22 protein-coding genes are annotated in these 19,245 nt (G+C 63.0%); 9 read left to right on the forward strand and 13 right to left on the reverse strand.

Translation table 11 applies throughout. The features are described 5' to 3' along the window. Nucleotides 1–4: 4 nt before the first annotated feature. From ACK2VC_RS05280 to ACK2VC_RS05295, 4 genes are read right to left on the reverse strand one after another with little or no spacing between them, the layout of a single operon-like run. Complete coding sequence (locus ACK2VC_RS05280) at nt 5–769, reverse strand: ABC transporter ATP-binding protein (RefSeq protein ID WP_486732546.1); 765 nt, start codon at nt 767–769, stop codon at nt 5–7. Continuing rightward, the gene (locus tag ACK2VC_RS05285) at nt 769–1,539 is read right to left on the reverse strand and encodes an ABC transporter ATP-binding protein (RefSeq protein ID WP_486732547.1); all 771 of its coding nucleotides are present in this window, start codon (nt 1,537–1,539) and stop codon (nt 769–771) included. The genes ACK2VC_RS05280 and ACK2VC_RS05285 overlap by 1 nt, the downstream gene beginning before the upstream one ends. Before the next feature lie 9 nt (nt 1,540–1,548). Further along, entirely contained in the window at nt 1,549–2,763 is a 1,215-nt protein-coding gene (locus tag ACK2VC_RS05290; RefSeq protein WP_486732548.1) for an ABC transporter permease subunit, read from the reverse strand. A 10-nt stretch (nt 2,764–2,773) separates the two neighbouring features. Continuing rightward, entirely contained in the window at nt 2,774–3,703 is a 930-nt protein-coding gene (locus tag ACK2VC_RS05295; protein ID WP_486732549.1) for a branched-chain amino acid ABC transporter permease, read from the reverse strand. 26 nt (nt 3,704–3,729) lie between these two features. Between ACK2VC_RS05295 and ACK2VC_RS05300 the strand changes: the two genes are divergently transcribed. Continuing rightward, complete coding sequence (locus tag ACK2VC_RS05300; protein WP_486732550.1) at nt 3,730–3,876, forward strand: hypothetical protein; 147 nt, start codon at nt 3,730–3,732, stop codon at nt 3,874–3,876. Nucleotides 3,877–4,179: 303 nt separating this feature from the next. Here the strand turns inward: ACK2VC_RS05300 and ispH are convergent, their stop codons facing one another. Together ispH and ACK2VC_RS05310 are read right to left on the reverse strand one after the other, a co-directional pair. After that, nucleotides 4,180–5,139, reverse strand: coding sequence for a 4-hydroxy-3-methylbut-2-enyl diphosphate reductase (gene ispH / locus ACK2VC_RS05305; RefSeq protein ID WP_486732551.1), 960 nt, complete (start codon nt 5,137–5,139; stop codon nt 4,180–4,182). 56 nt (nt 5,140–5,195) lie between these two features. Continuing rightward, nucleotides 5,196–5,648 carry an FKBP-type peptidyl-prolyl cis-trans isomerase gene (locus tag ACK2VC_RS05310; protein ID WP_486732552.1) on the reverse strand — a complete coding sequence of 151 codons (453 nt, stop codon included), beginning with the start codon at nt 5,646–5,648 and terminating at the stop codon, nt 5,196–5,198. Nucleotides 5,649–5,769: 121 nt separating this feature from the next. On the opposite strand from ACK2VC_RS05310, the gene radC reads away from it, so the two are divergent. From radC to rho, 5 genes are all read left to right on the forward strand, one after another. Further along, complete coding sequence (gene radC / locus ACK2VC_RS05315) at nt 5,770–6,444, forward strand: RadC family protein (RefSeq protein ID WP_486732553.1); 675 nt, start codon at nt 5,770–5,772, stop codon at nt 6,442–6,444. Nucleotides 6,445–6,584: 140 nt separating this feature from the next. Next, complete coding sequence (gene rpmB / locus ACK2VC_RS05320; RefSeq protein WP_132257685.1) at nt 6,585–6,821, forward strand: 50S ribosomal protein L28; 237 nt, start codon at nt 6,585–6,587, stop codon at nt 6,819–6,821. Nucleotides 6,822–6,887: 66 nt separating this feature from the next. Beyond that, nucleotides 6,888–7,055, forward strand: coding sequence for a 50S ribosomal protein L33 (gene rpmG / locus ACK2VC_RS05325; protein WP_486732554.1), 168 nt, complete (start codon nt 6,888–6,890; stop codon nt 7,053–7,055). A 356-nt stretch (nt 7,056–7,411) separates the two neighbouring features. Continuing rightward, nucleotides 7,412–7,738 carry a thioredoxin TrxA gene (trxA, locus tag ACK2VC_RS05330; protein ID WP_486732556.1) on the forward strand — a complete coding sequence of 109 codons (327 nt, stop codon included), beginning with the start codon at nt 7,412–7,414 and terminating at the stop codon, nt 7,736–7,738. 99 nt (nt 7,739–7,837) lie between these two features. After that, nucleotides 7,838–9,100, forward strand: a complete 1,263-nt coding sequence (gene rho / locus ACK2VC_RS05335) for a transcription termination factor Rho (protein WP_486732557.1) — start codon at nt 7,838–7,840, stop codon at nt 9,098–9,100. A gap of 74 nt (nt 9,101–9,174) precedes the next feature. On the opposite strand, the gene ACK2VC_RS05340 is transcribed toward rho, so the two are convergent. After that, nucleotides 9,175–9,807: a trimeric intracellular cation channel family protein gene (locus tag ACK2VC_RS05340; protein WP_486732558.1), complete on the reverse strand. Its 633-nt coding sequence runs from the start codon at nt 9,805–9,807 to the stop codon at nt 9,175–9,177. 210 nt (nt 9,808–10,017) lie between these two features. Between ACK2VC_RS05340 and ACK2VC_RS05345 the strand changes: the two genes are divergently transcribed. From ACK2VC_RS05345 to ACK2VC_RS05355, 3 genes are all read left to right on the forward strand, one after another. Continuing rightward, the gene (locus tag ACK2VC_RS05345) at nt 10,018–10,284 is read left to right on the forward strand and encodes a type B 50S ribosomal protein L31 (protein ID WP_486732559.1); all 267 of its coding nucleotides are present in this window, start codon (nt 10,018–10,020) and stop codon (nt 10,282–10,284) included. Between the two features lie 130 nt (nt 10,285–10,414). Beyond that, nucleotides 10,415–12,133, forward strand: a complete 1,719-nt coding sequence (locus ACK2VC_RS05350; RefSeq protein WP_486732560.1) for an ArnT family glycosyltransferase — start codon at nt 10,415–10,417, stop codon at nt 12,131–12,133. Between the two features lie 31 nt (nt 12,134–12,164). After that, nucleotides 12,165–13,520 (forward strand): MATE family efflux transporter, encoded by a 1,356-nt coding sequence (locus ACK2VC_RS05355; protein WP_486732561.1) that lies wholly within the window; start codon nt 12,165–12,167, stop codon nt 13,518–13,520. 139 nt (nt 13,521–13,659) lie between these two features. On the opposite strand, the gene ACK2VC_RS05360 is transcribed toward ACK2VC_RS05355, so the two are convergent. From ACK2VC_RS05360 to ACK2VC_RS05385, 6 genes are all read right to left on the reverse strand, one after another. Continuing rightward, nucleotides 13,660–13,836, reverse strand: coding sequence for a hypothetical protein (locus ACK2VC_RS05360; RefSeq protein ID WP_486732562.1), 177 nt, complete (start codon nt 13,834–13,836; stop codon nt 13,660–13,662). Nucleotides 13,837–13,974: 138 nt separating this feature from the next. Beyond that, nucleotides 13,975–15,273 (reverse strand): M20 family metallo-hydrolase, encoded by a 1,299-nt coding sequence (locus tag ACK2VC_RS05365; RefSeq protein WP_486732563.1) that lies wholly within the window; start codon nt 15,271–15,273, stop codon nt 13,975–13,977. Between the two features lie 25 nt (nt 15,274–15,298). Continuing rightward, nucleotides 15,299–16,579, reverse strand: coding sequence for an amidase (locus ACK2VC_RS05370; protein WP_486732564.1), 1,281 nt, complete (start codon nt 16,577–16,579; stop codon nt 15,299–15,301). Between the two features lie 9 nt (nt 16,580–16,588). Next, nucleotides 16,589–17,296 (reverse strand): ABC transporter ATP-binding protein, encoded by a 708-nt coding sequence (locus tag ACK2VC_RS05375; RefSeq protein ID WP_486732565.1) that lies wholly within the window; start codon nt 17,294–17,296, stop codon nt 16,589–16,591. Then, nucleotides 17,293–18,081 carry an ABC transporter ATP-binding protein gene (locus tag ACK2VC_RS05380; protein WP_486732566.1) on the reverse strand — a complete coding sequence of 263 codons (789 nt, stop codon included), beginning with the start codon at nt 18,079–18,081 and terminating at the stop codon, nt 17,293–17,295. The genes ACK2VC_RS05375 and ACK2VC_RS05380 overlap by 4 nt, the downstream gene beginning before the upstream one ends. Continuing rightward, the gene (locus ACK2VC_RS05385; protein WP_486732567.1) at nt 18,078–19,244 is read right to left on the reverse strand and encodes a branched-chain amino acid ABC transporter permease; all 1,167 of its coding nucleotides are present in this window, start codon (nt 19,242–19,244) and stop codon (nt 18,078–18,080) included. The genes ACK2VC_RS05380 and ACK2VC_RS05385 overlap by 4 nt, the downstream gene beginning before the upstream one ends. Between the last annotated feature and the right edge of the window lies 1 nt (nt 19,245).

Below are 19,245 nucleotides of genomic sequence, written 5' to 3' on the forward strand. Positions count from 1 at the left end.
AGGATCAACCCTCGCCCAGATAGGCTTCCTTGACGCGCGGATCGTGCAGCATGTCTTCCGCGTTGCCGTTCATCGTCACCAGACCGGAATCCATCACATAGCCGCGATGCGCTGCTTCCAGCGCCAGCTTGGCATTCTGCTCCACCAGCAGCATGGTGACGCCCTGGGCCGAGACGTTGCGCACCACCTCGAAGATCTTTTCCACCATGATCGGTGACAGGCCCATCGAGGGTTCGTCCAGCAGCAGCAGCTTGGGATGGCTCATCAAGGCCCGTGCCATGGCCAGCATCTGCTGTTCGCCACCGGACAGGGTACCTGCCATTTGCGTCGCCCGCTCCTTCAGGCGCGGGAACACCTCGAACCATTTTTCAATATCGGCCGCGATGCCGGCCTTGTCGTTGCGCGTGTAGGCCCCCATCAGCAGGTTTTCGTAGATGCTCATGCGGGTAAATACACCGCGCCCTTCCGGCACCATCGCCAACTGCTGCTTGACCAGATCGAAGGAAGTCGTGCCCCTGATCGAATGGCCGTCATACTCCAGCGTGCCTTCGATCTTGCATTCGGGAAGGGTGCCGGTAATCGCCTTCAGCGTGGTGGTCTTGCCGGCGCCATTGGCGCCAATCAACGTCACCAGTTCGCCGGTACGCACTTCCAGGTCAATCCCCTTGACTGCCTGGATGCCGCCATAGGCCACCTTCAACCCGGCGACCTTCAAAACGCATTCGGCCCGGGACGGGGTCGTGCGTGCTGCCGTCATTTGCTCAGCCATCAGTGGCCTCCTCCCAGATATGCCTTGATTACCGCGGGATCTTTTTGGACCACGGACGGAACACCTTGCGCAATCGGCTTGCCATAATCCAGCACAGTCATCTGGTCGCACAAGCCCATCACCAGCTTGACGTCATGTTCGATCAGCAGGATGGTTTTGCCTTCGGCCTTGATCTTTACCAGCAACTCGCGCAAGCCCAATTTTTCGGTGGCGTTCATGCCGGCCGCCGGCTCGTCCAGCGCCAGCAGCTTGGGATCGGTGGCCAGCGCGCGGGCGATTTCGAGCCGACGCTGATCGCCATAGGAAAGATGGCGCGAGGTGCGGTTGGCGAATTGCCGGATGCCGACGAACTCCAGCAATTCCATCGCGCGCTCGCGAATTTCCGCTTCTTCCTGGCGTGCCGCCTTGTTGCGCAAGATCGCGCCCAGCGCGCCCTGGTGGGTCCGCACGTGGCGCCCGACCATCACGTTTTCCAGCGCCGACATCTCGTTGAACAGGCGAATGTTCTGGAAGGTACGGGCAATTCCGGCCTTCGCCACTTCATGCGGTGCCGATGGCGAATACGGCGCGCCGGCCAGCTCGAAGGTGCCGCTGTCGGCCTGGTACAAACCGGTGATGACGTTGAAGAAAGTCGTCTTGCCGGCGCCGTTGGGGCCGATCAGGCCGTAAATCTGCCCTTGCGGGATTTTCAGGCTGACGTCGGAGAGTGCCTGCAGACCGCCGAAACGCTTATTGACGCCGGCGATATTGAGAATGATTTGTTCGCTCATGGGGTCCTCTCAAGCGGCAACCACGCCAGTGGCCTTGGCCGGTTTGTCGACATCGGGATCCGGCCGATCTTCGTGCAGCGGCGCCGGCCACAGGCCAGCCGGGCGATACAGCACGATCACCACCATCGCCAGACCGTACAGCAACTGGCGCAGCACTTCGGCATCGATCAGCACCTTGCCGAACACCGCCATCTGCACCGGCTCCACCGTATGCCGCAAGACTTCCGGCAGCGCCGCCAGGATGATGGCGCCCAGGATCACGCCCGGCACATGGCCCATGCCGCCCAGCACCACCATCGCCAGTACCGCGATCGATTCCATCAGCGAGAACGATTCCGGCGACACGAAGCCCTGGAACGACGCGAACATCGCGCCCGACACACCGCCGAACGAAGCGCCCATCGCAAACGCCAGTAGTTTGATGTTGCGGGTATTGATGCCCATCGCCTTGGCCGCGATTTCATCTTCACGGATCGCCACCCAGGCGCGGCCCAGGCGCGAATGCTGGAGCCGGATCGTGATGAAGATAATCGCGATGCACAATAACAGGAACAGGTAGTAATAGGCGTTCACCGACGGCATCGTGAACCAGCCGAGGTCGAGCGTGGCGTTGGAGCCGGGCTTGCCTGCCAGCGAGACGCCGAAGATGCGGATCGGGTCGATCAGGTTGATCCCCTGCGGGCCGTTGGTGATATTCACCGGCGCATTCAGGTTGTTCATGAAGATGCGGATGATCTCGCCGAAGCCGAGCGTGACGATCGCCAGGTAGTCGCCGCGCAGTTTCAGCACCGGCAACCCGAGCAGCATGCCGAACAGGGCCGCCAGCCCCGCGCCCAGCGGCACGATCAGCCAGACCGACAGATGGATGCCGTTCTGCGCCACCTCAGGGCCGAAAATCCACAGCAGCGCGTTGCCGATCGCCGGGTATTGATTGACGAAGGATTCCAGCACCGCCGCGAACTGCGGCGAAGCCAACAACCCGGTCATGTAGGCGCCGAGCGCGTAGAACGCGATATAGCCGAGGTCGAGCAGGCCGGCAAAGCCGACCACGATGTTCAAGCCAAGCGCCAGCATGATGTAGAGCAGCGCGAAATCCATGATGCGCACCCACGAATTGCCGTATTGCGAGGCAAAGATCGGGAACAGCATGAACAGCGCCAGCAGCGCCGCCAGGCTGGCATAGGTGCGGCGCGGATGGTGCGTGACGTCAAAAAAATGAGCCATCAATTTCTCCTCAAGCGCGATCGGCCACGCGTTCACCCATGATGCCGGATGGCCGCAGGGTCAGAACGATGATCAGCACGACGAATGCAAAAATATCCTGGTAGTTGCTGCCGAAAAAGCCGCCGGTCAAGTCGCCGATATAGCCGGCGCCGAGACTTTCAATCAGGCCCAGCAAGATGCCACCCAGCATGGCGCCGTAGATATTCCCGATGCCGCCCAGCACCGCCGCCGAGAATGCCTTCAGCCCGGGCACAAAGCCCATCGCGAACTGCGCCGAGGAATAATTGGCCCCCCACATGACACCTGCCACCGCCGCCAGCGAGGCGCCAATCACGAAGGTCATCACGATGACGCGGTTCGAATCGACTCCCATCAGGCCGGCAATTCGCGGGTTTTCAGCGGTCGCGCGCATGGCACGTCCCATCCGGGTCCGTTCCACCAGCAGCACCAGGCCAACCATCGAGATCGCGGCCAGCACCAGCAGCATCACCTGGGTCGGCGAAATCAGCGCGCCGCCGATATGGATCGGGTCCGAGGGCATGACTTGCGGAAACGGAATCGGACTGCGGCCCCAGATCATCATGGCGAATGTTTGCAGTAGGATCGAGACCCCGATCGCGGTAATCAGCGGCGCCAGCCGCGGCGCGTTGCGTAGCGGTCGGTAGGCGATGCGCTCGATGATGACGTTGACGATCGCGCAGACCGGGATGGCCCCGAGAATGGCGATCAGCAGCTTGACGATGCCCGGCAGATCAGGCAGATAGATCTGGATGTATTTCAGCAGCGTCAAAGCGATCATGGCGCCGATCATCAACACTTCGCCATGCGCGAAGTTGATCAGGTTCAGCACGCCATACACCATCGTGTAACCAAGGGCGATCAGCGCATACATGCTGCCCAACACCAAGCCATTGATGATTTGTTGGATAAAGGTATCCATAGTTTGCTAGCTCTCTATCTGGGTAAATGCAAATCGCCGAACAATTTCGCGGCGTCACCGGATGTGCGACTGCAGCAAAAATTATTCCTGATAATAAAAACGGCACCCGGATACAACTCGAGGGTGCCGCTATTGTCTGTGCGATGGTTATCCGAAAAAGCTGGCTGGAATAGCCGCGGGGCCGGGGAAGATGAAATTGCTGCCCATGATGATGTTCTCCTGTTCGTCTTTCGGTAAAAACGCTTTTTATAATATTCTGGCTTTGCCTTGTGGACAATCGCCAAAGTTGGGCGGCATTATACCCAACTCGGCTTGTGGCGCAACCGCCTCGCGCCGCCACCGCCGCCAGATCTGGCCACCCTGCAGAAAGCCACTGTTCATGCGTGTTTCAGTAGTATCCGCGCAACCACGGCAAGCCGACATGATAGCGATTCGGAGTAAAAACTATCGCTGGAATTTCACACCATGTCCAGAATTTAATTCCGTAGCCTGCGCACCCCGGACAGCCCTTTCGGCATCGGGAAAACCACATGTTCCTCGGCGCCTTCCAAGGTGCGCACGTTATCCACTCCGCACTCGCGCAGGCGGTCGACCACCGCCTGCACCAGGATTTCCGGCGCCGATGCGCCCGCAGTGACGCCGATCCGGGCCTTGCCGCGCAGCCATTCGGGATCGATCTGCGCGGCGTTGTCCACCATGTAGGCCAGCGCCCCCCTTTTTTCCGCCACTTCGCGCAGCCGGTTCGAGTTCGAACTGTTGGGACTGCCGACCACGATCACGACGTCAACTTGCGGCGCCATCTCTTTCACCGCCTGTTGGCGGTTGGTGGTGGCGTAGCAGATATCTCCCTTCTTCGGCTCGGCAATCAGCGGGAAACGCCGCTTCAGCGCGGCGATGACGTCGGCCGCATCGTCGATCGACAGCGTGGTCTGGGTCACATATGCCAGCCGAGCCGGGTCGCTCACCTGGAGCTGCTCGACATCGGCGGGGGTTTCTACCAGATGCATGCCACCATCAGCCTGGCCCATGGTGCCCTCGACTTCCGGATGACCCTGATGGCCGATCATGATGATTTCGCGTCCTTCGCGCCGCATCTTGGCCACTTCCATATGCACCTTGGTTACCAGCGGACAGGTGGCATCGAAAATCTTCAAGCCGCGCTCCGCCGCTTCCTCCTGCACCGCGCGCGACACGCCATGCGCGGAAAAAATCACAATGCTACCGGTGGGGACATCCGCCAGCTGCTCGATGAAAATCGCACCCCGGCTGCGCAGGTCATCGACCACATAGGCGTTGTGCACGATTTCGTGCCGCACATAAATCGGCGCGCCGAACTCGACCAGCGCCCGTTCGACGATTTCGATGGCGCGATCGACGCCGGCACAAAAACCGCGCGGCTGGGCCAGCAGGATTTCCTTCCCGGTCTGTTTTTCCATTTTGAGGTTCCCTTGCATCGAACCACACCGGCCAATACCGGCGTTCGAATTGTTCTCTAAAGAATGCCGATGATGCGGACTTCGAATGTCACGGTCTGTCCGGCCAGCGGATGGTTGAAATCAAATAGCGCGCTATCGGCGTCGAGCTCGCGCAGGACGCCGGCGAACTGATCGCCATTGGGCGCCTCGAATTCGACCAGATCGCCGATCTGGTAATCCTCCTCGCGCTCGGAATGCCGCTCCAGCGTGGTGCGCGCCACGCGCTGCACCAGGTCCGGATTGCGCGGACCGAACGCCTCCGCGGCCGACAATTCAAAGATTTGATGGGCGCCTTCCGGCAGGCCGATCAGGCGGGCCTCGAGGAACGGCGCCAATTGGCCCTGGCCGAATTGCAGCGTGGCCGGATTGCTGCCGAAGGTGGAAACCAGATCCTGGCCCTCGGCGCTTGCCAGGCGGTAATGCAGGGTCAGGTAGGAATCTTCGGTAACGACGACAGGTGCGTTTGACATGGGAAAGGAACGATGACGAGATAGCGTATTATCCCGGAAACCGGAGCTGGATGGGCGCCGTCGCCCATCATTCCGATCCCGACCAACCCCGGGCCGATTCGGCAAGCACCCGATAACCACCATGGCAATCAACGACTGGCCGGCAGAACAACGTCCCCGCGAGCGACTGATCCGGCACGGCGGCGCGGCGCTCTCGGATGCCGAATTGCTGGCGGTTTTCTTGCGCATCGGCGTCACCGGCAAGAGCGCGGTCGATCTGGCGCGCGACATGCTGACCCACTTCGGCTCCCTGAACCGCCTGTTTGCGGCGCCACTGGCGGATTTTTCCGCGCTCAACGGCCTGGGGCCGGCCAAATTCTCCCAATTGCAGGCGGTGTTGGAACTGGCACGGCGCGCCCTGGCGGAGGAGTTCCGGGCCGGTGCATTGCTGGATTCGCCGCAGGCGGTCAAGCAATATCTGCAACTGCTTCTGGCGGGCAAGACGCATGAATCGTTTGCAGTCCTGTTTCTGGATGTCAAAAACCGCCTGATTGCCTGCGAGGAACTGTTTCGCGGCACGCTCACGCATGCCAGTGTGTATCCGCGCGAAGTGGTCAAGGCGGCGCTGGCGCACAATGCCGCCGCGATTCTGCTGGCACACAATCATCCATCCGGCTCGCCGCAGCCAAGCGCCGCCGACCACACGCTGACTGGCACGCTGAAACAGGCGCTGGCATTGGTCGATATCCGCGTGCTGGACCACTTCATCGTGGCCGGACATCAAGTCCACTCATTCGCCGAGCATGGTCAATTGTGAGGGTGCCGACGCTCATCTTTAAATTGTTAAATTCAATATCGATAAAAGACACAATTATTTTCCACAAGTCATTGAATAATCGGATATTTCTGTCTATACTCTCGCCTTTTCCAATGTCGGAAATCTTCAAGGAGTAAACCATGGCACGTGTCTGCCAAGTCACCGGGAAAGGGCCGATGGTCGGCAACAACGTTTCCCACGCAAACAACAAAACCAAGCGCCGCTTTTTGCCGAACCTGCAAAATCGTCGCATTTTCGTCGAGTCGGAAAACCGCTGGGTGTCGCTGCGCCTGTCCAACGCCGGCCTGCGGGTAATCGACAAGATCGGCATCGACGCCGTTCTGGCCGACATGCGCGCCCGTGGCGAAAAGATCTAAAACATATTTTCAGGGTTGAGCGCAGCGCTACTTCGCGCCTGACCGGCACAACGTAAAGGAATCATCATGGCTAAAACCGGCCGCGACAAAATCAAGCTGGAATCGACCGCAGGCACCGGTCATTTCTACACCACCACCAAGAACAAGCGCACCACGCCTGAAAAGATGGAGATCATGAAGTTCGATCCCAAGGCGCGCAAGCATGTAGCCTACAAAGAAACCAAGATCAAGTAAGAAGCGGATCAGCGTGCCGCCCGCGCACCTCGCACAGAGTGCCGCGCGGGTTTTTGTCGCCCTGCCGACGCAGTCGCGACCGGCGGCTTCAGGTTTTGTACAGGCGGCGCTGCCGGTTGTTGTTGCGGGTGCGGTGCGACAGGAAACTCGGCACGCACGACAGGGGCAACGAAATCGGTTATGATTTATCCGACTCCCCGCCGCATGACCTCTTGTCGCACCTCTCAAAACTGGAATTCTGGTTCGACATCTCCGGCCGCCCGTTTTTGCCGGAGCGGCATCGGTCGCAAATACCAGGCAGGAATGGCGATTCATCCCGGCGCTGACTAATCCTTTTTCGTCAATCAGAGAAAACCATGAGCGAAAACATCAAATACATTTCAGATGCATCCTTTGAAGCAGATGTCCTCAAGTCGGACAAGCCGGTGCTGGTTGATTTCTGGGCGGAGTGGTGCGGTCCGTGCAAAATGATTGCGCCGATCCTGGAAGAAGTCGCCAAGGAATACGACGGCAAGCTGCAAATCGCCAAAATGGACGTGGACGCCAATCAGGCAGTGCCGGCCAAGTTCGGCATTCGCGGCATTCCGACTCTGATCCTGTTCAAGAACGGCGTTCCGGCGGCGCAAAAAGTGGGCGCCATGGCCAAGGGCCAGTTGACCTCGTTCATCGACAGCAATATTTAATTTCCGTCGCGGCGGTGCGCCCGCACCGCCGCGTTTTATTCGCTTTCCCCACCGCAGTTCCCTCCCCCACCCATTTCGATCCCGTCCCGGGACACCCATATGCATTTATCCGAATTAAAGGCGTTACACGTCTCTGCACTACTGGAAATGGCCATTGGCCTCGACATCGACAACGCGGCGCGCCTGCGCAAGCAGGAGTTGATGTTCGCGATCCTGAAGAAACGCGCCAAGCAGGGCGAACAGATTTTTGGCGACGGCGCCCTGGAAGTGCTGCCCGATGGCTTCGGCTTTCTGCGCTCGCCCGACGCCAGCTACATGGCCTCGACCGACGACATCTATATTTCGCCGTCGCAAATCCGCCGCTTCAACCTGCACACCGGCGACTCGATTGAAGGCGAAGTCCGCACGCCGAAGGACGGCGAACGCTACTTTGCGCTGGTCAAGGTGGACAAGGTCAACGGCGAATCGCCGGAAGCCTCGAAGCACCGGATCATGTTCGAGAACCTGACGCCGCTGCATCCGAACCAGCCGCTGCGCCTGGAACGCGAGATGAACGGCCAGGAGAACATCACCGGCCGTATCATCGACATGATCGCGCCGATCGGCAAAGGCCAGCGCGGCCTGCTGGTGGCGTCGCCGAAATCCGGCAAGTCGGTGATCCTGCAGCACATCGCGCATGCGATCACCGCCAACCATCCGGACCTGACCCTGATCGTGCTGTTGATCGACGAACGGCCCGAGGAAGTGACCGAAATGCAGCGCTCGGTGCGCGGCGAAGTGGTCGCCTCCACCTTCGACGAGCCGGCCACGCGCCACGTGCAGGTCGCCGAAATGGTGCTGGAAAAGGCCAAGCGCCTGGTCGAGATGAAGAAGGACGTGGTGATCCTGCTGGACTCGATCACGCGCCTGGCGCGCGCCTACAACACCGTGATCCCGGCCTCCGGCAAGGTGCTGACCGGCGGCGTCGACGCCAATGCGCTGCAGCGGCCGAAGCGCTTCTTCGGCGCCGCCCGCAACATCGAGGAGGGCGGCTCGCTGACCATCATCGCCACCGCGCTGATCGAAACCGGCAGCCGCATGGACGACGTGATCTACGAGGAATTCAAGGGCACCGGCAACATGGAAGTGCACCTGGAGCGGCGCTTGGCCGAGAAGCGCGTCTACCCGGCGATCAACCTCAACAAATCCGGCACCCGCCGCGAAGAGTTACTGATCAAGCCGGACCAACTGCAGAAGATCTGGATCCTGCGCAAACTGTTGTACGGCATGGACGAAATTGAAGCGATGGAATTCATCCTTGGCAAGATGAAGGAAACCAAGAACAACGCCGAGTTTTTCGACATGATGCGACGCGGGGGTTAAGGCCGGCGACCGCAATCGACCAGGGGCGCAGCCGATCGGCTGCGCTTTTTTGTGCCCGCTGCCGGGAGCTTGGTTCAGGCCGGCAAGCTCAGGTCGAAGCGCACGGCCAGCAAACGCATGATCGACGTGACCAGGATGCAGACCACCAGTGCGACGGTCTGTGGCACACCGACCAGGCCGAGCAGCAGATAGACCCAGCAACCGGTGAAGGCGCAAGTCGCGTACAACTGGCTACGGCGAAATACCCGCGGGATTTCATTACAGACCATGTCGCGCAGGACGCCGCCGAAAATCCCGGTAATCACGCCCATCATCACGCTGATCAGCATCGACATCTGCGCTTCCTGCGCCACCGAGGCGCCGAGCGCGCTGAACATGCCCAGGCCCAGCGCATCGGCAAAGATGATGGCCCGTTCGGCGCTCGCGGAGCGCAGATGATGCGAAAGCGGAATCACGACCAGCGCCAGCGCGAAGATCAGCCAGATGTATTCCTGGTGCTGCACCCAGAAGAATGGCCGCCGGTCGAGCAGGATGTCGCGCAGCGTGCTGCCGCCGAAGGCGGTGATGAAAGCGACCGTAAACACCCCGATCAAATCCATTTCCTTGCGCCGCGCCTCGATGAAGCCGGAACTGGCAAAGGCCACGATGCCGCCCGCCTCGATCAGCTGCAATACCGTATTCACTCCCGCATTAATGCCGATTGCCACGTTGCGCGCTCCTTTTCCGAGGCTGCCATGTTATCACCGCGCCAAATCGGGCCATAGCTGCCGCTGGCGAAAATGGTCCATTGCATTGTATAATTGCCGGTTCCGATTTTTGGAATCCGAATTTAACCCCAGGCAAGTGATCGGCAATCGGGTCAAGAAGCGTTGCGACCGACGAAGTGGCGATTGGCTACCCCACCATTTGAGGCAAGCATGAAAGAAGGCATACACCCGGATTACCGCGAAGTCGTGTTCCACGACCTCTCCTGCGATTTCAAATTCCTGACCCGCTCGACCATCCAGACGCGCGAGAAAACCGAGTTCGAAGGCAAGGAATATCCGCTGGTGAAGATCGAGGTATCGTCCGCATCGCACCCGTTCTACACCGGCAAGCACAAGATCGTCGATACCGCCGGCCGCGTGGAGAAATTCCGCCAGAAGTTCGGCAAGGTCGGTTCCAAGACCCAGGTCGAAGAATAATTCCTGTGTTTGGTGTTCGAAAAAGGCAGCTACGGCTGCCTTTTTCATTTTCGTCAAATGGCATGCCCGACGATTTGCGGCACAATATCGCCCTGTCGATGACCAACCGGCCACCACCCTCTCGATGCCCATGAAGCCTGTCCGCCTGCCTGCCTCCGCGACGCGCGCGCTACCGCGCTGGGGGCTGTTCGCGCTTGGCCTGCTGTATATCCTGCCCGGCCTGCTCGGGCGCGATCCGTGGAAAAGCAACGATGCCGCCGGCTTCGGCATCATGTGGAGCATGGCGCACGGCGGCCTGGACGACTGGCTGTGGCCGAATGTCGTCGGCCTCAGGACGTCGAGCGAAGGGCCGCTCGCCTACTGGATCGGCGCCCTCTGCATCAAGCTGTTCGGCTGGCTGGTGGGCGATGTGCTGGCGGCGCGCGTGGCAGTGGTCGCCTTCTTCCTGCTGGGCGCGCTCTCGCTCTGGTACGCGACCTATCTGCTGGGCCGGCGCAGCGAAGCGCAGCCGCTGATCCTGGCCTTCGGCGGCCAGCCGGAAGCGCGCGATTTTGGCCGCACGCTGGCCGATGGCGCGTTCCTGATCTACCTCGGCTGTCTCGGGCTTTTGCTGCATAGCCACGAGGCCAACGCGATGGGCTTGCAGGTGTCGCTGGTGGCATTCTCCCTGTTTGCCGCGGTACGTCTGTTCGAAGCGGGTACCTGGCGCACCGCTGCCTTGCTCGGCGCCGGCTTCGGCGCCCTGATTTTGACGCGCGGCTGGGTGGTGCCGCTCGGGCTGTGGTTGAGCCTGTTGGTGCTGGCGGCGGGACGGCAGCGCAATTTGCTGCCCCGGCTGCTCCTGGCGGCGGCGCCGCTGGCATTGCTGATCGGCGCCATCTGGCCGCTGGCCACCCATCTGCTGCAGCCATTCGGCAGCTCGCCATTCCCGCAATGGATGGCGTGGAATGCGCGCCAACTGCACTGGCCGACGTGGGAGGCGCTGAGTTATCTGCTCAAGTACGAGGTCTGGTTCGCCTGGCCGGCCTGGCCGTTTGCCGGCTGGGCGGTGTATGCCTGGCGGCGCCAGCATGCGGCGCTGCACATCTCGCTGCCGCTCAGCTTTTTCGCCGCGCTGATGATCCTCGGCTGGCTCAACGTGCATTCGGAAGAAGGGATTCTGCTGCCGCTACTGCCGCCGCTGGCGGTGCTGGCGGCCTTCGGCCTGCCGACCATGAAACGCGGCGCGATCAACGCGGTCGACTGGTTCTCGGTGATGACCCTGACCGCCTGCGCCGGCTTCATCTGGATCGGCTGGATCGCCAAGGAAACCGGCTGGCCGGCGCAAATCGCCAAAAACGCCTTCAAGCTGGCGCCCGGCTTCAAGCCGGAATTCAACCTGGTCGCGTTCGTCGTGGCCGCCGCCGCCAGCGCCGGCTGGATCCTGCTGGTGCACTGGCGCATCGCGCGCCGGCCGGCGGTACTGTGGCGCGCGGTGGTGCTGTCGTCCGGCGGCGTCATCCTGTGCTGGCTGCTGCTGATGACGCTGTGGCTGCCGTGGATCAATTACGGCAAGAGCTACGCCGGCGTGGCCGAGCAGATCCGGCAAAAGCTGCCGGCCGGCGCGCAATGCGTCGATTCCAACGTCGGCGCCGCGCAACGGGCGTCGTTCGCCTACTTCGGCGGCGTGCATTTCGCCAGAACTGAAAACAGCCGCTGCGATTACCTGCTGCTGCAAAACCGCAGCGACCGCAGCGACGATCGGGCGCTGCTGAAACAATTCAGCGGCCAGTGGGACCTGCTGTGGGAAGGGCGCCGCCCGTCCGACCGCGACGAACGCTTCCGCCTGTATCGACGGAGCGGCTCGTAGTGCCCGGCGCTTCCCGATCGGCTGCCCCACCTTGAGCGCGCGCTGGCAACACACGGTCCGGATCGGCGCGCTGGCATGGCCGATCCTGGTCGGGCAACTGGCGGTGATCGCCAATGGCGTGATCGATACCGCGATGACCGCGCGCTTCTCCGCCACCGACCTGGCAGCGCTGGCGCTCGGCGCCTCGGTCTATGTCAGCATCTTCGTCGGCCTGGGCGGCGTGCTGCAGGCACTGGCGCCGTCGGTCGGGCAGTTGTTTGGCGCCGGGCGCGGGCGCGAAGTCGGCGAGGAAATCAAGCAGGGCTGCTGGCTGGCTTTTTTCCTGTGCTGCGCCGGCGCCCTGGTGCTGCTGTTTCCGCAACCCTTCCTGAGGCTGGCGCGGGCTTCGCCCGAACTCACCGAAAAAGCCACGCTCTACCTGCAGATCCTGGCGCTGGCGCTGCCGGCCACGCTCGGCTTTCGGATCTACAGCGCTCTGAACACGGCGATTGCGCGCCCGGCCATGGTGATGCTGATCCAGTTGGCCGGCCTGGCGCTGAAGCTGCCGCTGAACGCGCTGTTCATTTTCGGCGGCCTCGGCTTGCCGGCCTTTGGCGGTCCCGGCGCGGCCATCGCCACCAGCCTGATCGCCTGGCTGATGCTGACGGTGTGCTGGGCGATCCTGCGGCTGGCGCCGGCCTACCGCCAGTTCGGCCTGTTCGGCACCGGCTGGGTGGCGCCGCGCTGGAGCGCGCAAAAACCGCTGCTGCAACTGGGTGTGCCGATGGGCCTGTCCTATCTGATCGAAGTGACCGCCTTCACCTTCATGGCGCTGTTCATCGCGCGCCTGGGCGAACTGGCGCTCGGCGGCCACCAGATCACCGCCAACTTCGCCACCGTCCTGTACATGCTGCCGCTGTCGATCGCGTCCGCCACCGGCACCCTGGTGGCGCAGGCGATCGGCGCGCGCCGGCTGGACGAGGCGCGCCGCATCGGCAACGACGGCATCCGGCTGGCGGCGATCGTGTCGGCGGCGATCGGCGTGCTGGTCTGGCTGACGCGCGAATCGATCATCCGCGCCTATTCGCCGAATCCGGCGATCATCGCCGCCGCGCTGCCGCTGTTTGCCTTCATTTCGTTCTACCAGTTGTTCGACGCGATCCAGGTCACCACCGCCTTCGTGCTGCGCGCCTACAAGGTGGCGATCGTGCCAACCATCATTTACGCGGTCGCGCTGTGGGGCATCGGGCTGGGCGGCGGCTACACGCTGGGCTTCGACCTGCTGGGCGCAACGCCGCCGGCCTTGCGCGGCGCCGCCGGTTTCTGGTTCGGCAATAGCATCAGCATCGCGCTGGTGGCTGGCGGCCTATTGTGGTATTTGCGGCTGGTCCAGCGCGAGTTGCGCTGACTGCGTTACTTGATTCAAAAAATCGGGAGTATACGGCGACTCCACGCACGATTCCTGCGAAAAACGCGATCGATTATGGGAGTATATTGACGGAGAGCAATCCCCGCCATCGATCCGACGCGTTGCTTGGCGCAGCGTTTTACTGCAGAAACATATCGGCCGGGAGATCCGTCAGCGTCCGCAAATCCGACCTCATCTCGAACCGCTGCTCGACTTTCGCCAGCCGCACCAGGCTGCGCAAGGCCTCGCGGTACAAATGCTTTTCCCGCTCGCTGGCCTGCTCGCCGCAGGTCACGTTGACTAGATCTTCGATCATTGCATCAGTGTGTCGGCTGTAGGTCATGGCGGTCAGGGGAGGCAGGAATGCATTGCACGGTATCACTATTTTCGCTGACCAAGTTGCGCCAGATCAAGGGTACGGTTACTTTGCACCCCTCATCGCGGTATTACAAGCTCATCCCGGCACCTCGTTCGCCAGCGCCGCCACCGCATACGCAAGCGCCTGCGCGCCAAGAAACAGCTCTTGCGGCGCGGTTTCCTCCGCGGCATTGTGGCTGACCCCGCCCTTGCTCGGCACAAAGATCATCGCCGTCGGGCAGTGCTCGGCCAGGTACATGGCGTCGTGGAAGGCGCCGGAAGTCAGTCGCAGCGGCGCCGCCAGTGCCGCCTGCCGGCAAGCCCGCGCGCAGGCCTGTTCGATCAGCGCCAGCATGCCGTCGGGAAAGATGGTGGGCGGCCGCTGAAAGAAGCACTCGACCTGGATGCTGCCGCGCCAAGGCCAGGTGCGGCTAATGTCGCGCAGCACGTGCTCGAAACGCACCAGGACGGCTTCATCGACGCAACGCACGTCGATGGTGAACTCGACCTTGCCTGGAATCGTGTTGATCGAGTTCGGGTTCACCTGCCAGCGGCCCAGGGTCAGCCGCAACTGGCTGGCGGCTTCGCCGGCGGCGTGGGCATACAACTGGTGCGCGATGCCGATGGCGGCGGCCATCGCATCGGCGCGTTCGTCCATCGGCGTGGTGCCGGCATGGGCCGCCATCCCGCTGCATTCGACGCGATACCAGCGCACGCTTTGAATGCCGCCCACCACTCCCAGCGGCACGGCCGCGCGCTCCAGCACCGGGCCCTGCTCGATATGCAGTTCGACGTAGGCCGACATCGGCTGCCGCAACGGCCGGCGGCGGACGTCGGCGGCGTCCGCCAGCGCGACGTCGAGCGCGGCGCCGAAGGTGACCCGGTTGCCGTCGACCGATTCGCGATAGGCCGGCAGGCAGGATGGGTCGACAAAGGCGCTGGAACCCATGGCGCCGGGACCAAAGCGGCTACCTTCCTCGTTGGTCCAGGCCACGACCTCGATGGCGCGCAGCGTCTGGATGCCGGCGTCATTCAACGCCGCTATCACTTCCAGTCCGCCCACCACGCCGTAGGCGCCGTCCAGCTTGCCGCCCACCGGCTGCGTATCGGCGTGGCTGCCGGTCAGCACCGGCGGCAGGTCGCTGGTGCCGGGGCGGCGAAAGAACAGATTGGCGCAGTCGTCCATCTCCACTTCGCAGCCCAGCGCGCGCGCCTGATCGATCAGGTGCCGGCGCGCGGCGAGGTCGACCGCGGTCAGCGTCTCGCGCGAGACGCCGCCATCGTCCCGGCCGCCGAAGCGTGCGAGCGCGGCGATGGCGCTGTGCAGGCGTTCGCTGTTGACATGATCTTGCGCCCGTTCGGCGGCCGCATTCGCCAGCCTGTCCTGTTGCATCATCGGATACTCCTGTTGTTCAGTGTTGTCATGCCGCGCGCTGTTCCAGCAGGTGGGCGGCCGCCAGCGTGCGGGCGTCGGCCCAATGCGGGCCGATCAGCGTCACGCCGACCGGCATGCCGCATGCGCCCAGCCCGAGCGGGACATGGACGCAGGGGTTGCCCAGCAGCGTCCACATGCGGTTGAAGATGGGGTCGCCGGTCGCCTCCAGCCCGGCCGGCGCCTCGCCCTGGGTGCTGGGCGCCAGCACGATGTCGACGGCGCCGAACATCGCGTCGAACGCCTGGCGCGCAGCTGCCGCCAGGGCTTGCGCGGCGAAATAGCGCTCGCCGTCGAGCGAGCGGCCGGCGGCCAGCAGCGCGGCGAAGGCGCTGCTGAAGCCATCGGGCCGGGTCCGGGCCTCGGGCGCAAAGGCAGCGGCGGCTTCGTAGCCCATGATGTCGATCTGCGCCTCGGTCAGTCCCGCGCAGGCGGCCGGCAATGCCAGGTCGCTCAGGGTGGCGCCGCCCTGCTCCAGCAGCCGCGCGGCCTGGGCCAGTGCCTGGCGCGAATCGGCGCCGGCAAGGTCCCAGTGCGGTGTGCGGCAGATGCCCACGCGCAGCCGGTTGGGCGCCTGCGGCGCCAGTTGCAGGCGGGCCAGCTCGCCGATGAAGAAGGCGGCATCGTCGACGCTGCGGGCCAGCACGCCGACCGTGTCGAGGCTGGGCGCCAGCGATTTGATGCCGGCCGCCGGCAGCGTGCCAAACGTCGGCTTGTAGCCGACCACGCCGCAGTAGGAGGCCGGGCGGACGATGGAGCCGGCGGTCTGGGTGCCGAAGGCAAGCGGCACCATGCCGGCCGCCACCGCCGCCGCCGAGCCGCTCGAGGAGCCGCCCGGCGTGCGCGGCGCATCCTCGGCGGCGCGCGGGTTGCGTGTCGGCCCGGGGCGGAAGGTCGCGAACTCGGTGGTGACCGTCTTGCCCAGCACCACCGCGCCCGCGCTCCGGCTGGCCGCGACGCAGGCGGCGTCGGTCAGCGGACGATGGCCGGCATAGATCGGCGAGCCGTAGGCGGTCGGCATGTCGGCGGTGTCCATCAGGTCCTTGACCCCGATTGGCACCCCGTGCAGAGGGCCTTGCAACGGCTGGGCATCGCGCTGCCGCGCCTGCTCCAGCGCCAGTGCCGGGTCGAAGAATTCCCACGCGTGCAATTGCGGCTCGCGCGCCTCGATACGGGCGACGAATGCCTGCGTCACCGCCTCGGCCGAGAGTTCGCGCCGGCCGATGCGCGCCGCCAGCTCGCGCGCGGATAGCTGCGTGATATCGCTCATCTGCGCTCCTTACCCGAAATAGGCCGAACGCACTTCGTCGTTGCCGGCCAGCGCCTCCGCCGTTCCCTGCGCGGCCACGCGGCCTTGCGACAGCACATAGCCGTAGTGCGAAATCGCCAGCGTCTGGCGCGCGTTCTGCTCCACCAGCAGCACCGTGATGCCGAGCGCATTGATCTGCCGGATGACGTTGAAGTTTTCCTTGACGAACAGCGGCGACAGACCGAGCGACGGCTCGTCGATCACCAACAGTTTCGGTTCGGCCATCAGGCCGCGCCCGATCGACACCATCGCCTGCTCGCCGCCGGACATGGTGCCGGCCAATTGCGCCGAACGCTCCTTCAAGCGCGGAAAAATGGCATACACCTTCGCCAGTCGTTCGCGCACGCGCCCCGCATTGGTTTCCAGAAAGGCACCCAGCGCCAGGTTTTCGGCCACCGTCATGCGCGGGAAGACCTTGCGCCCCTCCGGAATGCAGGAGATGCCGCTGGCGATGATGTTGTGGGTTTTCTCGCCGGCCAGGTTGCGGCCACCCCAGCGGATCTCGCCTTGCCGCGGCGGCGTCAGCCCGAGAATCGAGCGGATCAGCGTGCTCTTGCCGGCGCCGTTGGCGCCCAAAATGCAGGTAATCTTGCCGGGCGCGACCTCGATCGACACATCGTGCAGGACATTCACCTTGTCATAGCCGGTGGTGAGTCCGTTGACAGTTAAGGCGCTCATGCGGCCTCCTCTCCAAGATAGGCGGTCTGTACATTGGGGTCCGCGGTAATTTCGGCATAGGTGCCTTCGGCGATCTTCTTGCCGTAGTTCAGCACCACGCAGCGGTCGGTAATGCGCTCGATCACGTTCATTTCATGCTCGATCAGCACCACGGTCAGGTTCTGCAACTTGCCGCGCACCTGCAGGATATCGTTCATCAGCGCTTCCGTTTCGTCGTGCGTCATGCCGGCGGACGGCTCGTCCAGCAGCAGCAGCGCCGGTTGGCTCATCAGCGCGCGGCACACTTCGATGCGACGGCGGTCGATCATCGTGAAGGTCCCGACCGGCTCGAACAGGCGCTCCACCAGCGGCGGGCTGAATATGTTCAGCAGCGCCGTCACCTTTTCCACGTAGGCGTCGTATTCGGCGCGGAAGGCCTTGCGCTGAAACAGGTTGAACACCAGGCCGTGCCGCATGTGCTGGTAATCGCCGATGACGATGTTGTCGAACACGGTCAACGGCAGCGACAGGCGCGAACGCTGGAAGGTGCGCGCAACGCCGGCACGGTAGACCTCCTGCGGCGCCTTGCCGATCACCTGTTCGCCGCGGAAAGTGATGGAGCCGCTGCTGGCCTTGTACAGGCCGGTCATGACGTTGAAGAAGGTCGTCTTGCCGGAGCCGTTCGGGCCGAGCAGACCGAGAATCTCGCCTTCGCGGATCTGCATGTTCAGCTTGTCGAGGGCGGTCAGGCCGCCGAAGCGCATGGTCAGGTCGCTGACCTCGCTCATGATTTTGGATTGAGTCATTGCGTTGTCTTTCGGCTGAAGAACAGGCGTGTCCTGCGGGGCAGCATGCCGTCGGGACGGAACAGCAGGATGGCGATCACCAGTACTGCGTAGAACAGGAAACGGTATTCCTGGATGAACTGCAGTTTTTCCGGCAGCACCAGCACGATGATGGCAGCCGGAATCAGGCCGACAGCATTGCCCAGGCCGCCGAGAATCACGATCGAGACCATCAGCAGCGAATCCGCGAAAGTAAAGTTGTTGGGCGCAACGAAGCCGGTCAGCATGCCGTAGACGCTGCCGGCAACTCCCGCGAAGAAATTGCCCATCATGAAGGCCACCACCTTCCAGCGCGCGATGTGCAGGCCGAAGGTGGCCGCCGCGGTTTCATCGGTGCGCACCACGTCCATGCTGAGGCCGACCCAGGAACGCTCCAATGCCTTGACGATCACGAACACGCCGGCGCACACCACCAGGCTGAGCAGCGCATAGCCGACGTAGAAAGAGACGTCGGCACCGAACAAGCCGAAGCCCTGGTTGAAATCGTAGCCAAGTATCTGCATGCCCGGCACCTGCAGTCCTTGCGGGCCGCCCAGCACGTCATTGACCTCGATGAAGGTCTTGAACAGGATGCCGAATGCGATCGTCACCAGCGCCGCGTAGTGGCCTCGCGTACGCAGTACCGGCAGGATCAGCACCGAACCGATGATGGCCGCGACCAGGCCCGAAATGACGATGATCAGCAGGTGCGGAATGCCGGTGTGGGTGGCCAGCACGGCGGTGGCGTAGCTGCCGATGCCGAAGAAGGCGGCACCGGCAAAGTTGGCCACGCCGGAGAAGCCGAACTGCAGCGTCAGCCCGAGGCAGGCGGTCGTGAATAACAGCACCGCGCAGATCATCAACAGGACGAAATGCGAGTCGTAGAAGGCGGCAATCAGCGCCAGGACGCCGCCCAGCGCCCAGATGCGCGCCAGGCCGGGTTGGGCTGCGGCGGCCTGCTCGACCCGCTGCGTAGTGCCGAATTTGCTGCTGATCACGACCGCCGCAATGGCCACGGCCAGCAGCACGGCCACCCCGATCTGGGTTTCCGCATGCAGGAACAGCCACATGTAGCCGGTCAGGGCCAAGGCGGCGAGCGCCAGCACGATGGCGGAACTGAGCTTGGTTGAGTTTTGACTGGTCATC

This window comes from Herbaspirillum sp. WTB6 (genome assembly GCF_057457785.1).